The following is a 13,563-nucleotide window of genomic DNA, read 5'->3' as shown; positions in this document are numbered from 1 at the left end:
TAGTTTATCCTATTTTGACCGTTAGTCACGCAAATAATGCTCAAACACCACCCCAAAGTCATACTGGCGAATGGCATTTAGGCGTTCGTTATAGCCTGCCTCCACTTTTTGCACGGTTTGATTGATGACGGTAGGCAAGCTCATAATCACCGCCTCTGGCACGTCTTTTAAATTAAACATGCCTGTTACCGTCTCAAAGGTCTTCTCTAACACCATCTCATCATGACGGATTACCTGACAACGCTCGGCAATGGCAGTCAATGCCTTATAAATGTCTCGCACGCCTTCGATTTGGCTTTTGTCAATGTCAATGCTAAACGCCAAACCGCCCAAATGAAACTTTAATTCCACGTCCAAATCCATCGTCCCTGCCGTCTCAATGGAGACTTGACTTGGGGCAAAATAACGATAAGGATAGCGTTTTAGCATACGTTTTTTGCTCGTGGCGGACTGCCCGTCTAAATGGATAAAGGCGGTGTTGGTAAAGCAGTATTCGTCCATCTTTGATTTGATGACAAAATAAATCCGTTCATTATCTTCATGAAAAATATAGTCATCAATGTCCGTTTGGTTAAACTGGCTGGGCGGTATGATTTTGCCAATGTCGGACAAGCCAAGAGCGTCTGAGGCGAAGTTTTTGAACATGAGTTTTTCCTTTTTAGATGGATTTAAAACAAGCTCATTTATTGTAGCACAAGCATTTTTTATTTTAAAAGACAATCGTGTTAAAAGATGTGAGTTGGTTTTTATTGGCTTATGGTGCGGTCGTATTTGTAATTACCCCAAAAAACGATTAAAATAGCCCCTTTTGCCACATCGGCAGGTTATCAAGGTTTATTTATGTCAAAATCCCCTTCGGTCTTTGGCGGGGCGATGATTATCGCAGGCACCGCCATTGGGGCGGGCATGCTCGCCAATCCTACCGCCACAGCAGGCGTGTGGTTCTCATGGTCGCTGTTGGTGTTCGCCTACACTTGGCTTTGTATGTACGCATCGGGTCTTATGATATTAGAAGCCAGCACTACATTCCCCCGAGTGCCAACCTTGCAACCATCGTCAAATCCTTGCTCGGCAAAGGCTGGAACACCATCAATAGCCTATCGCTCGTCTTTGTGCTGTATATCCTGCTCTACGCCTACATTACCAGTGGCGGGGGTTTGACCGCCAGTCATCTGTCTGCCTTGACAGGCACGGACATCGCCCCACGCCTAGGTTCGCTCATCATCAGCATGCTGTTTGCGGTGTTTGTGTGGCTCTCAACTCGGGTGGTGGACAGAGTGGCAAGCGTACTGATGATTGGCATGATAGTCAGCTTTTTTATCTCCGCCTTTGGCATGATGTCATCGGTTAGTCTAGATACGCTCTTTGACACTCACGCTCCGACTGGCACGGCTTACACGCCCTACATCTGGGTGGCATTGTCCACGGTGCTTGTATCTTTTGGCTATCATATCGGCGTGCCAAGCATGGTCAAATACTTTGGGGGCGACACCGCCAAAGTCGCCAAATCGGTCTTGATAGGCACACTCATGGCACTCGGGTTTTATCTGCTGTGGCAAGTGGTCGTCCAAGGCAACCTACCACGCACCGATTTTGCCCCCGTCATCGCCAAAGACGGCGATGTGGCAACGCTACTAGGGGCGATTGGCAAATCGGGCTTTATCGGCACCATGCTGGGGGCATTTGCTTACATGGCATTGACCAGTTCCTTTTTGGGCGTGGCGTTGGGATTGTTTGACTTTTTGAGTGATTTTTTTGGGTTTGGCGATGACAAGACAGGGCGAGCCTATGCGGTGGCGGTGGTGTTCCTACCGCCTTTGGTGCTAAGTCTGATTGCCCCGTTTGGCTTTACAACCGCCATTGGCTTTGCAGGGCTTGCCTTGACCGTGTGGGGCGTCATCGTCCCTGCCCTACTTGCCAAGGCTCACCGCCAAAAGCACCCTGATAGCACCTACCGAGTCTTTGGCGGTCAATTTATGATTTATTTTGTCATCGTCTTTGGCATAATAAACATCATCGCCCAAATTGGCGGTTATTTGGGCATGGTGCCAAGTTTTGGCGGATAGATTGGTAAAGTTAAATCAGACAAGGATGTTTGGTTTTAAAACAAAACTCACACCCCACAAAAAGCCCCGCATCTCCGCAGGGCTTTTTATTTTATCTTAATTTTAATGTCATGAGTGCCAGCACCACAAGGATGATACACACAATCCAAAAACGTATCACAACCTTGGTTTCTTTTAGTCCCATTTCTTCAAAATGGTGGTGCAAAGGTGCCATCAAAAAGACCCGTTTTTTACGCAGTTTGTACGAGCCGACTTGGATAATGACCGACAAGGCTTCCATGACAAAAATACCGCCCATTAGGATAAAGGCAATCTCTTGACGTGTCATCACCGCAATCGTGCCAAGCATACCGCCTAGGCTCAACGCCCCCACATCGCCCATAAACACCTCGGCAGGGGCGGCGTTGTACCACAAAAAGCCCAAACACGCCCCAATCATGGACGCACAGACCACAACCACTTCGCTGTTATAAGCGATATACGGCACGGACAGATAATTTGCCCATTCCACATGACCCGACACATAAGCAAACACCCCAAGCCCTGCCGACACCAGCACCACAGGCAAGGCGACCAAGCCATCCAAGCCGTCTGTTAAATTGACCGCATTGGACGTGCCGTTAATGGCAAAATAGGTGAGCGTAATAAAGCCAAGCCCAAAGGGTATGACAGACAAGGGAATGTACAGATTTTTAAAGGCAGGAATAAGCAAATCCTGCATGGCGTGCATGGTGGTGGGGTTTTGTTGTAAAGAGATATAGTAAAGCGACCCACCAGCGAGCAACGCTCCCACCGACAACCAAAAGTATTTCTTTTTGGCGACCAAGCCTTGGGGGTTTTTGTGCTTGATTTTTAGCCAGTCATCACGCCAGCCGACCGCCCCAAAGATGACCATGACCGCCATCAAAATCCACACATAAGGGTTGGTCAAATTTGCCCAAAGCAAAGTCGAAATCCCAATGGCAAACAAAATCAGCACACCGCCCATCGTTGGCGTGCCTTGCTTGACAAGGTGCGTTTTTGGGCCGTCTGTGCGTACCGCTTGACCGTATTTTAGGTTACGCAGGTAGGCGATGACAGGCTTGCCCGCCATCAGCACAATCGCCATGCTCGTCATGACCGCAAGCAAGCTCCTTAGCCCCAAAGACGCAATGGTTTGGCGATACAAAATGTCAAAATAATCAATGAGCCAATATAACATCGTTTACTCGCTTACAGGTTGGGTTAAATCGTGGATTAGGGTTTCCATTGCCATAAATCTTGACCCTTTAAACAGCATTGCCCAATTTTCGCCAGTGTTAATCGTGGACAAAATTTCTTGGGTGACTTGGGATTTATCGTTAAAATGCACGCAATTAATCCCTGCTTGTTGGGCGGTGTTAAAAGTGTTTTTCATCAATTTACCAACACAAATCAGCTTATCCACACCAATTTGTCCAATTTGCTCGCCAAGCGACTGATGTTCGGCAACTGCGTCATCGCCCAGCTCGCCAATGTCGCCAATGACCATCAAAGTTTTGTCAAAGGTATTTACTTTCAAAAACTTTTGAGCGTTTAGCACTTTCAACCCTGCAATCATCGCAGGGACATTGGCATTATAAGTGTCATCAATAATTAGATGATTGTTAAAGGGCTTAAAATTTAAACGCCCTTTGGCGGGGCGGGCTGAATTTAAGCCGTTTACGATTAACTCCAAATCCAGCCCCAACGCAAGCGAACACGCCACCGCCGACAAAGCATTTGCCACATTATGCTCGCCCGCAAAAGGGAGCAAAACTTCGCCTTCGTCAAATTCGTCCACCGCCAGATTAACGACCAAATTAAAGCCAACCTTATCCGCCAACACTTCCACATCATCAGCAAAGACATCGCCCATCACTTGTACAAAGGCAAGTTTATCCAGTTCGGCTTGCTCGGCTTCACTTAGTTTGGAAAAATCCATCGCTTCACGGGGTGGGACATTTTTTTCGCCTGTGGTTAAAATTTGAGCGGTAAATTTCTCGGCTTCATCTGACAACAACCCAAAAAATTCATCGCCATAAGGTAGCACCGCCACGCCATTTTCATTTAACCCTTGAAAAATTTCGGCTTTGGCTTTGGCAATGTTTTCCCGACCGCCAAACTCGCCCAAATGAGCCGTACCAATGTTAAGCACGCACGCAACATCAGGCGAGACAAGGCGGGTGGTGTAGGCAATCTCGCCAATGTGGTTCGCCCCAAGCTCCATCACGGCAAATTTGTGTTCGTCCGTCAGCTCCAAAAGCATCATCGGCACGCCCAAATCGTTGTTCAAATTCCCCCTTGTAATCAAGGTGGGGGCGAGTTGACTTAGGATACTGCCCAGCATTTCTTTGGTGGTGGTTTTGCCTGCTGAGCCTGTCAGGGCAACCACTTGCAAATCGGGGTGGACATCACGGCGGTATTTACCAAGTAACCCGAGTGCCTTTTTGCTGTCGCCTACGATAAGCTGGGGCAAATCACTTTCTACTTTTTCATTGACAATCGCCAGTACCGCCCCTTTTTCAAGAGCGGCATTCACAAATTCGTGTCCGTCAAAATTATCGCCTTTAATTGCCAAAAAAATATCGCCTGCGTTTATCGTGCGAGTGTCGGTGGTGATTTTGATACTTTGGGCGGTAAACTCACCGTGCCAAGTGGGATTAAGCTCACTTAGAGCGGTGTTTAGATTGTCAAATTGCCAAATATAGGGGGTCATTTTTGTGCCTTTTAATCATAAATTTAAGTAATAAAATAGGGCTATTATAGCAAAATCCCACCAACATTTCATCGCTTGACAATACCCAACTGTCTTGACAACGCCCCAAATCGCCTTATAATAAACCTTATTTGGGAGAAAACAATGCTTGTAGAAACCACTTCTTTGCCGATTTATATTCAAGAACAAATCATCGCTCATCAGCAAAGCGAACTGTTAGCCAACAAAGCCAAGCCCTTGCCCCAAAAAGGTTTGATTGGTGGCGAGCAAGTTTTTGGCATTTGGGCAAACCAAAACATTGACGGTGTTGCCTACCAAAACCAACTCCGCTCTGAATGGGAGCGAGAGTGGGAAAAAGACGGTGCGGAGATAAGTCAATGATTTTGGTGGATAGCAATGTCATCATCTATTATTTTAATGGTATCCAAAAAGCCGAAACATTTTTGACCGATAATATCGGCAATATGGCAATTTCTACTTTGACCATTTCAGAAGTTTTATCAAAACCCAATTCATCAGAGAAAGAAATTGACAACATCAATCTGTTTTTAAAAAATAACTTTCAATGGATTGATGTCAGCCGTGAAATTATTTATAAATCTGCCGAAATTCGCCGACACAAGAAAATCAAAACACCCGATGCCATTATCGGAGCAACCGCCCTACTTCATCATCTAACTCTCGCCACGAGAAATGTGGGCGATTTTGAGCATTTGCCGATGACGGTAATTAATCCGATTGATTGATTGTCAGGCAAAGCTAAAAGTCTTTAAAAAAATAATCTTACTTCATATTATTAGTGCGATTAACCATTTGATTGACTAATACTTTAAAGCCCAATTTTCTAAATGCAGTTAAGTGATTTTCCACACTTTTAATGGCACTTTTTAAAACATTTAACCCATTTTTATCATAAGTTGTCTGATAAATGTTGTCAAAGTCTGGCACATTCGCCCCAATATGATAATCACATTGCCAAATACCGCCAAAATTTTGTGGTTGATAAATAATGACTTCTAAGGCATAGCGTTCTTTGTTCTTTTTTAAGACATAACGCTCATTAATGGCGATGCTCTTAGACATTGGTTTATAAGGCTCAAACCCCATTAACTGATTTTTAATAGCACAAGCTTCATCAAAATCCTTTGCCAAAAATACCCATTTTATTGTCTCGCCAGTCGGAATGGGCTTACCAAATCGTTGCAAAGTCGTCTCTGTACCGTCCGCAGTTTGGCTTAATACATACAAATCACCCATTACCGTTTGGTGTGGGTTTTCCATTTCATCAAGCACACCTTTTAAAATGGGAATGTCATTGCCATAATCAATATCCGCCAAAATTTCATCAGGCGTATTATCGTCATTGATAAGGGCGGTGTGGCGTGCGATTTCATTTTTAATGGCGACTTTGGTAATGCCTACAAATTTGGGCGGTAAGGTGTTGATTGGGTGTCTTTTCATTTTGTCCAGTCTTCTATCACCAAGCCAAAACCTTCAAAATCATCAACATTATTGGTAACAATCGTCAGACCCAAAGACAAAGCGTGGCAAGCAATCAGCGTATCAAAACACGCTTTAAATTTGCCTGTTTGCATCATTTTGCCAAACATTTCGCCCGCCTTATCATCAAATGGCACAACCTTAATCACAGCCGATAATTTGTCAAAATCCGCTTGTGATTGATAAATACCCAACCCCCGTTGCAACTCCGCCCAAGTAATCGCACTCATCACAATTTCACCAACAAAATGTTGGCTAAATCGCTCCACAACGGCTTTTGGTGTATTTTTCATCAAAAAATACACATATTGGTGTCAAGCATATATTTTGGCGACATTACCAGCCTCGCTTGTCAGCAACAAATTCCTCTCGCACAAATTCATCAGGCAAATGCTCGCCCAATTTAGTAAATAACGCAGGAACTTGCCCCAAGTTGGCAACAGGCGTTATGGTTAATACATCATTTTCTTTTTGCAAAATCAAAGGGGTATTTGGGGCAAATGCAAACGATTTGGGCAATCTGACCGCTTGGCTACGCCCATTCATAAAAATTTTGGCGGTGGTGGGCGTAGCTTGGTCTGATTGAGTATGCAAATTTGGCATAAAAACTCCTTAAACAAGTGTTTTTATTTTAATATATATCTTGGTATATATCAAGGTATTGATTGGGTGCGTTTAGTTAATACAAGGACATTTTTAAAACTTATAAAAAAATCCACTTATAAAAACAAAATACTCCAATACCAATAAAAACACCCCCAAATAACCAATGAAATAATCTAGCAATCTTAATGGCTTTTTGGGTTGGCGGTTGCTGTTGATAATATTGTTTTATGCGTTTTATGACAACGGCTCTAATTTCATTACTAGCAATAACAACAATAAAAATGACAAAACTATGAATTATCTCAAAGGCAACCAATAACAAAAGCAAACAATAAACAATTATCATCAAACAATTAAAAATATTGTCATAATGGTTATCTAAAATTACTTCTTGATTATCACTCATCGCCTAACTCCTATCACTTCCCCCACTTGCCAACCATCTCCCCCACCACCACTCTATCATCAAAGTCATGGCGTACGCCCTTAATCTCTTGATAAGTCTCGTGTCCCTTACCAAGAATCGCCACAATGTCATTCTCGCCTGCTAATTTTACCGCAAGTTCAATCGCCAATTTACGGTCAGGTTCAATTTCAATCTTATAATGACTCTCACAGTCCAAGCCTTCTTGCATATCCTTTAAAATGGCGTTTGGATTTTCACTTCTCGGGTTATCGGCAGTCAAAATGACTTTATCGGCAAATTTTAGGGCGGATTTGGTCATCAAAGGTCGCTTGCCCTTGTCCCTATCGCCTCCACAACCAAGCACCGCAAACAGCGTGCCAGCACAATGCGTACGCAAACTTGACAGCACCTGCTCCACCGCATCAGGGGTATGGGCATAGTCCACGATAAACGAACCACGCTCGGACGGCACTTGCTCCATGCGTCCCTTTGCCCCTTGTAAGTGATTGATATTATTGATAATTTCATCAAAACTTACATTCATGGCAAGGCTTGCCCCAATGCTTGCCAATAGGTTTGATACATTAAACAAACCCAAAAGCGGACTTTTTACCGTCATCTCACCTTGCGGGGTTTGGATAATGAGCTCTACCCCATTTAGGCTTGGGCTGATTTGTTTGGCAAAAAAGTCCGCCTTGGAATTTTTGGTGCTGTATGTCCAAATGGCAAGCTCAGAGGCTTTGGCTTGGCGGATAAAGATTTCGCTAAATTCATCATCGGCATTGATAACGGCATGGGTCAGCGTGGGAAATAACGCCTTGTCAAACAGCCGTGCTTTCGCCCCTGCATAGTCGTCCATGTCGGCATGATAGTCCAAATGGTCTCGGGAAAGGTTGGAATACACCGCCACCGTGATTGGCACGCCTTGCAAGCGGTGCTGATGAAGCCCATGACTGCTCGCCTCCAATGCGATACATTCCACGTCCGCTTTGGCATAGTCATAAATGGCGTGTTGCAGAGCGACCACTTCTAGCGTGGTATGGGTGCTTGGGGCTAGGTTTGGCAAAATGCCGTTGCCTGCTGTTCCCATGACGGCAGTTTTGTGATTGGCAAGGGATAACAGCTGGGCGGTAAGCTGGCTAATGGTGGTCTTGCCGTTGGTGCCTGTAACTGCCACGACTTTTGGCAAAGCTGCCGCCCCTGTTTTTTGCAGATATGCCTTGACCAAATCGCCCAAAATCAGGCGCAGATTGGCAATATGCACAATCGGCATTTTGGCATTATCCACGCCCATGTCGGACGCACTTATCTCAGACAGTACCGCTTGGCTATTGATAGTTTCAATATAGCCTTTTGCCTTGGATTTGATGTCAGGATTGACCGACAACAACACAAAAATCTCGCCACCTGCCACCTTGCGACTGTCCGGCACAAAGCCTGTGATTGGCAAATCCTTGATACGCCCCCAATCCACATCAGACACATGAGGCTGTAAAATTTCGGCAAAATCGTTGAATGTTGTCATAAAAAAATCCTTCTTAAAAATAAAAATAAAATGGTAAAACAGCTTACTGGTTTGTATCGAGCGGTTTGTCAAATGGCACGTTATAAATCCTAAGTGTCTCTTTCATCACTTTTGCAAACACAGGGGCGACGGTTTGTCCAGCGTACTTGCCCTGTCTTGGGTCTTCTGCCAAAATCACCACCACAAAACGGGGACTGGTCGCAGGAGCGAACCCTGCAAAGACGTTACGATATTGGTCGGTATAATAGCCCCCTTTGGGGTTATTTCGCCGTGACGTGCCTGTCTTGCCTGCCACATAGTAGCCATCAATGGCGGCGGCTGTCCCCGTACCGCCTTTTTCGGTCACGCTAATCATCATGTTGGTGATGTCTTTGGCGTGTTGCTCACTGATGACCTGTTCTGGGGCAGGAACGGATTCTTCTTTAACCAGTCGTAGATGATTCATCTTGCCCCCATTGGCAAGTGCCGCATACGCCCCTGCAACCTGAGCCAGCGTGACCGACTGCCCGTAACCGTATGCCAACGTGGCACGACGAGTGACGTCTTTGGCGGTCGGGGTATGTAGCACGCCTGCCGACTCAGCAGGTAGGTTCAAAGCCGTCTTTTGCCCAAAGCCGAACTTTCTTTGCATGTTCACGATGGCGTCAGGGGGCAACTCTAGGGCGATTTTGGCGGATGCGACATTAGATGACTTTTGGATGAGCTTCCCCATGGTAATCGCCCCATAGCGACCGCCATCACGAATGCTATACCCACCAAGTCTCATGCTACCTGCCCCTGTGTCAATGAGTGTTCGGGTACTATACCGCCCCGACTCCAAGGCGGCCGCCACCGTCAAAGGCTTGACCACCGACCCCGGTTCAAAGGTATCTAGTACAGGGCGGTTCCGCTCGCTTGCCCCGTGTCTTTTTGACAAATCATTCGGGTTAAAAGATGGCCACGACCCCATGGCAAGTACGTTACCTGTCTGCACATCGACAATCATGCCCGAGCTTGACCGTGCCGACTGCACCCGCCCAAGCTCTTCTAGTTCTTTGTACAAAATATACTGCAACCGTGAATCTATGGTCAGATGAATGTCCTGCCCTGCCGTCATGGGTGAGAGTTCTTTGATGTCGCCGATACTGCCCTGCACCGCTCGCAGGCTTAGCACTTGACCGTTTTGTCCTGTCAGCTGTTTGTCATATTTGGCTTCTATGCCTGCTCGCCCCCCATAGACAGGCGGGTCATCTTGGGAGTAGCCCATATAGCCCAATATCTGTGCCATGGGTTCAGGTTGTAGATAGTAGCGTTTCTCGCTCGTCTCTCTAAACACGCCCTTAAAGCCTAGCATGGTGACTCGCTGAGCTACCTCAGGGGCGACTCGGTTAAGTAGCACCAGTCGTTTAGACCCTGTCCCCGATGGCAGGGCTTGTTTGATGGCTTCTGGATCATCCAAATCCACCGCTCCATTTAGATGTACTGCTTGTTCTAATGTTTCACGTGAAACACCACTGGCAGCCGCCAATGTTTCTAGGTTCATCTCATCAAGCTCTTGCAGTAGCTTTTGGCGACGCTCTTCGCCTTTGGTGTTTTTGACTTTCTTTTGCAAATCATAATACGCCAAAGCATAGTCATAAGGGCTAAAAATCACCGTGGTTAAAGGGGCATTGGCAGCAAGCGGAGCCCCGTTGGTATCATAGATGTTGCCACGATGGGCAGTGATGGTTCGCTTACTGGTGATGAGTTTGTCGCCTTGGCTGATGTAGTAGTCGGCATTGGCGATTTGAAGCCAATAAGCACGGGCAAAGAGTGCCGAGAAGCACACCGCCATCACCGCCCAAACTATCTTATAACGCCCCACATCTTGAAGTCCACCCAACAGCGAGACACCCGAGCTTTTTTTGCGTTTGCGTGTTTTTTTCAGAGGGTTCTGGGCTGACTCTTGGGTGTCAGGCGTGCGTTTGGTGGCATGGCTTTTGTCCAGCTTTTTGCCCAGACTGCCGATTTTGCTTAGTTTCTCGCCAATATCACTCTTGGGGGGAGTGCTTGTCTTTTGCCCTGAGCGGTTTTGGTTTTTTGGGTGTTTGGGCTGTTTTGGGGTTTGGTCGTTTTTACTCATGAGACGCCCCTGTATTGTCTAGATTGCCTAAATTACCAAGCTCGTCCCATTCGTCTTGATTTATCTGCTCTTTTTTGGTTGGATAATGCATGCCAAGCTCGCCCACCGCTCGTCTTGCCACCTGTGGGGTTGCACTAAATGTCTGCTGCTCAATGAGCAGGCGACTCTCTTCGACTTGCATATTCACCAGTTGCTGTCTTAGACGGGTAAGTTCTTGATAGGTCTGATGGCGTTTTTGGGTTTGTGTGGCTATCATCACGCCCGTGATGAGAATCCCAAACAATAGTCCGATGACAATCAGCCGATACAACCCCACCAAGCTCATCGGCTCGGTCGTGTATTCATGTAAGTCGCTGTCAGTGCTTGGGTTCATGGGTTGTGATTCATAATGGTTTAAATGATAAATTAAATGGGACAAATCATGGCGATAACGAATCAATTGGATGGTCAATTGAACGATTCAAATGCCGTCTGATTTCGCCTCGCCCCACGCAAATAGGCACTTCTGGCTCGCACGTTGGCACGCACCTCGTCATCGCTTGGGGCAATGCGATAGGGTTTATCAAAATATTTGGGACGTTTTGGCGGTATGGGTAGTTTGTCATCGCCTTCATGTCGCCCTTTGCTGTGATTATTTAAAAATTGCTTGATAATACGGTCTTCTAATGAGTGAAAGCTAATCACGGCAAGCTGTCCGCCTGATTTTAAGGCGATTAGGGTCTGATTTAAAAATTCTTTGACATCGCCAAGCTCGTTGTTGATAAATATCCGCATGGCTTGAAAGCTCTGCGTGGCAGGGTGTTTGCCTTTTTGCCAAGCAGGGTGAGCCTCTTTAATAACTTCGGCAAGCTCCAAGGTGGAATCATAGCTCTCCATCGCCTTAATCGCACGGGCGATTCTACGGCTATGACGCTCTTCGCCATATTCATATAGCACATTGGCAAGCGTTTCCTCATCAACGGTGGCAAGCCACTGCCCCACACTTTGTCCACGAGTGGTGTCCATACGCATGTCCACCGCCCCATCTTTCATAAAGCTAAATCCACGAGAACCATCATCAAGCTGGGGACTGCTCACGCCTAAATCCGCCATGATACCGTCCACTTGACTTATGCCAAGTTTTGCTAGGCTTTCATTAAGACTGGCAAAAGTGTTATGCACCACCACCACACGGCTGTCGGTTTTGGCAAGCTCGTCTGCCACCGCTATTGCTTGTGGGTCTTTGTCAAAGACAATAAGCGTGCTGTCGGCTGTCAAATAATCAAGCAATAGCCGACTGTGTCCGCCCCGTCCAAAGGTTGCGTCCACATACACGCCTGCCTGTGGCGACACACCCGACAAATCAGACACACCAAGCACGCCTGCTACCGTCTCGTGTAACAAGACAGTCTCATGAATCAAGGCAGGTGTGCGGTCGGTTGTGGTCATGATAATTGGTTTGGATATGTTTGGGTATTTGGTTTAAAATCAGTCCGATAAAAACAAAAACCAAGTCCGTCACGACGCACTTGGTTTGCTTGGGTCGGCGTCACCCATGTTAGTGTTATTTTTTAGCAGGCTCAGCTTCTGCCTTTGGCTCGCCTTGGGCTGCCTGTGCTTCTAACTGCTTCATCATCTCTGCCATCTGCTCTTCGGCTTTGGCTTGGGCATCGGCAGCCGCCTTTTTGGCACTGGCTTCGTCTAGTAGCTCAACGGTGAAAATCAGCACGCTGTTTGGCTCAATGACTGGCGGTGAACCCGCCTCGCCATAGCCCAACTCTGACGGCATATAGAATTCATACTTACTGCCAGCAGGCATGAGCTGAACACCCTCTCTAAACCCTGGAATCATCTGACCTAGGTCAAACTGGGCAGGCTCGCCACGCTCATAAGAGCTGTCAAAGACCTTGCCATCAATGGTCTTACCTTCATAGTGAGTAACGACCACATCCGTCGCCTTAGGCTTAGCCCCCGTACCTTCGGTGATGACTTTATATTGTAGTCCTGACGGTGTGGTTTTTACGCCTTCTTTAGCTTTGTTTTCTTCTAAGAATTTTGTTCCTGCTTCTTTGTTGGTCTTGGCTTTGGTTTCTAACTCTTTGACCGCGTCTGCTTCTTTGCGTTTTTGGTATTCTTCAAAGATGGCACGAGCCTGCTCATCGGTAAATTTACTCTCTTTGCCCTCAAAACCCTCAGAGAGTGCCGCCGCGATGATTTTTGGGTTAATCTCGCCGTCCATTTCTTTTAGATTTCTGCCTGCGTCATGACCCAAGATGTAGCTGATTTTGTCCATTTCAGGGCTTTGTTCGCTGATGTTTGCGGTGCTGGTAGGTTTGGCGGTATCGCCGTCTTTGTTACAGCCTGTTAGGGCAAGCATGGACGCCACTAGGGCAGTCATCAAAAAAGTGGTGCGTGTGGTTTTCATTGTGTGTCTCTTTAATTTTAAAAAATAAAACGCCATTGGTAAACGTTGGCAAAATCATCAAATGGGCGTGCTAACTATCCAACCCCCAAAATCGCTTACAAAATCACTTGGCGAAAAAATACGGCATATCATACCAAAAAAACATAGAAATCGCTATTATGATTGCAAAAAAATTTTAATGATATAAAACGCTTAGGTATGATTATTGTTACTTTATCTGTCTTTTATGCTTTTACAAA

The 13,563-nt window shown here is 46.2% G+C and carries 14 protein-coding genes and 1 pseudogene; 3 read left to right on the top strand and 12 right to left on the bottom strand.

The genetic code is table 11. The features are described 5' to 3' along the window. Window positions 1-21: 21 nt before the first annotated feature. Window positions 22-645: a PH domain-containing protein gene (locus DX073_RS07665; RefSeq protein WP_115007152.1), complete on the bottom strand. Its 624-nt coding sequence runs from the start codon at window positions 643-645 to the stop codon at window positions 22-24. 195 nt (window positions 646-840) lie between these two features. Between DX073_RS07665 and DX073_RS07660 the strand changes: the two are divergent. Next, window positions 841-2,066 (top strand): annotated as a pseudogene (locus DX073_RS07660) (aromatic amino acid transporter). 91 nt (window positions 2,067-2,157) lie between these two features. On the opposite strand, the gene mraY reads toward DX073_RS07660, so the two are convergent. Together mraY and DX073_RS07650 are read right to left on the bottom strand one after the other, a co-directional pair. Continuing rightward, on the bottom strand, window positions 2,158-3,267 hold the full coding sequence (gene mraY / locus DX073_RS07655; protein WP_115007150.1) for a phospho-N-acetylmuramoyl-pentapeptide-transferase: 1,110 nt from the start codon (window positions 3,265-3,267) through the stop codon (window positions 2,158-2,160). Window positions 3,268-3,270: 3 nt separating this feature from the next. Next, a complete protein-coding gene (locus tag DX073_RS07650) occupies window positions 3,271-4,782 on the bottom strand; it encodes a UDP-N-acetylmuramoyl-tripeptide--D-alanyl-D-alanine ligase (RefSeq protein ID WP_115007148.1) in 1,512 nt (503 codons plus the stop codon). Between the two features lie 144 nt (window positions 4,783-4,926). Here DX073_RS07650 and DX073_RS07645 point away from each other — a divergent pair, with 144 nt between their 5' ends. Both DX073_RS07645 and DX073_RS07640 read left to right on the top strand, forming a co-directional pair. Beyond that, a complete protein-coding gene (locus tag DX073_RS07645) occupies window positions 4,927-5,163 on the top strand; it encodes a hypothetical protein (protein ID WP_115007146.1) in 237 nt (78 codons plus the stop codon). Continuing rightward, the gene (locus tag DX073_RS07640) at window positions 5,160-5,528 is read left to right on the top strand and encodes a type II toxin-antitoxin system VapC family toxin (protein ID WP_181814395.1); all 369 of its coding nucleotides are present in this window, start codon (window positions 5,160-5,162) and stop codon (window positions 5,526-5,528) included. The genes DX073_RS07645 and DX073_RS07640 overlap by 4 nt, the downstream gene beginning before the upstream one ends. A 37-nt stretch (window positions 5,529-5,565) precedes the next feature. Here DX073_RS07640 and DX073_RS07635 read toward each other — a convergent pair whose 3' ends face one another. From DX073_RS07635 to DX073_RS07595, 9 genes are all read right to left on the bottom strand, one after another. Next, a complete protein-coding gene (locus DX073_RS07635) occupies window positions 5,566-6,243 on the bottom strand; it encodes a hypothetical protein (protein ID WP_115007142.1) in 678 nt (225 codons plus the stop codon). Beyond that, the gene (locus tag DX073_RS07630; protein ID WP_258556904.1) at window positions 6,240-6,575 is read right to left on the bottom strand and encodes a type II toxin-antitoxin system VapC family toxin; all 336 of its coding nucleotides are present in this window, start codon (window positions 6,573-6,575) and stop codon (window positions 6,240-6,242) included. Before DX073_RS07630 ends, DX073_RS07635 begins: the two co-directional genes overlap by 4 nt. Window positions 6,576-6,618: 43 nt before the next feature. Next, entirely contained in the window at window positions 6,619-6,885 is a 267-nt protein-coding gene (locus DX073_RS07625) for an antitoxin (protein WP_258556903.1), read from the bottom strand. A gap of 100 nt (window positions 6,886-6,985) precedes the next feature. Further along, window positions 6,986-7,294: a hypothetical protein gene (locus tag DX073_RS07620; protein WP_115007140.1), complete on the bottom strand. Its 309-nt coding sequence runs from the start codon at window positions 7,292-7,294 to the stop codon at window positions 6,986-6,988. Window positions 7,295-7,307: 13 nt separating this feature from the next. Further along, complete coding sequence (locus DX073_RS07615) at window positions 7,308-8,819, bottom strand: UDP-N-acetylmuramoyl-L-alanyl-D-glutamate--2,6-diaminopimelate ligase (RefSeq protein ID WP_115007139.1); 1,512 nt, start codon at window positions 8,817-8,819, stop codon at window positions 7,308-7,310. Between the two features lie 43 nt (window positions 8,820-8,862). After that, window positions 8,863-10,920 (bottom strand): peptidoglycan D,D-transpeptidase FtsI family protein, encoded by a 2,058-nt coding sequence (locus DX073_RS07610; RefSeq protein WP_115007137.1) that lies wholly within the window; start codon window positions 10,918-10,920, stop codon window positions 8,863-8,865. Continuing rightward, the gene (gene ftsL / locus DX073_RS07605) at window positions 10,913-11,293 is read right to left on the bottom strand and encodes a cell division protein FtsL (protein WP_258556902.1); all 381 of its coding nucleotides are present in this window, start codon (window positions 11,291-11,293) and stop codon (window positions 10,913-10,915) included. The genes DX073_RS07610 and ftsL overlap by 8 nt, the downstream gene beginning before the upstream one ends. 74 nt (window positions 11,294-11,367) lie before the next feature. Continuing rightward, window positions 11,368-12,351 (bottom strand): 16S rRNA (cytosine(1402)-N(4))-methyltransferase RsmH, encoded by a 984-nt coding sequence (gene rsmH, locus DX073_RS07600; protein ID WP_404932931.1) that lies wholly within the window; start codon window positions 12,349-12,351, stop codon window positions 11,368-11,370. A 112-nt stretch (window positions 12,352-12,463) separates the two neighbouring features. Then, window positions 12,464-13,324 carry a BamJ family beta-barrel-assembly machinery protein gene (locus tag DX073_RS07595; protein WP_115007132.1) on the bottom strand — a complete coding sequence of 287 codons (861 nt, stop codon included), beginning with the start codon at window positions 13,322-13,324 and terminating at the stop codon, window positions 12,464-12,466. Window positions 13,325-13,563: the final 239 nt, after the last annotated feature.

Origin of the sequence: Moraxella lacunata, from assembly GCF_900453205.1 — a bacterium.
Lineage (GTDB): Bacteria > Pseudomonadota > Gammaproteobacteria > Pseudomonadales > Moraxellaceae > Moraxella > Moraxella lacunata_B.
The sequence above is the reverse complement of the archived record's forward strand: the minus strand, read 5'-3'. Positions and strand labels throughout refer to the sequence as shown.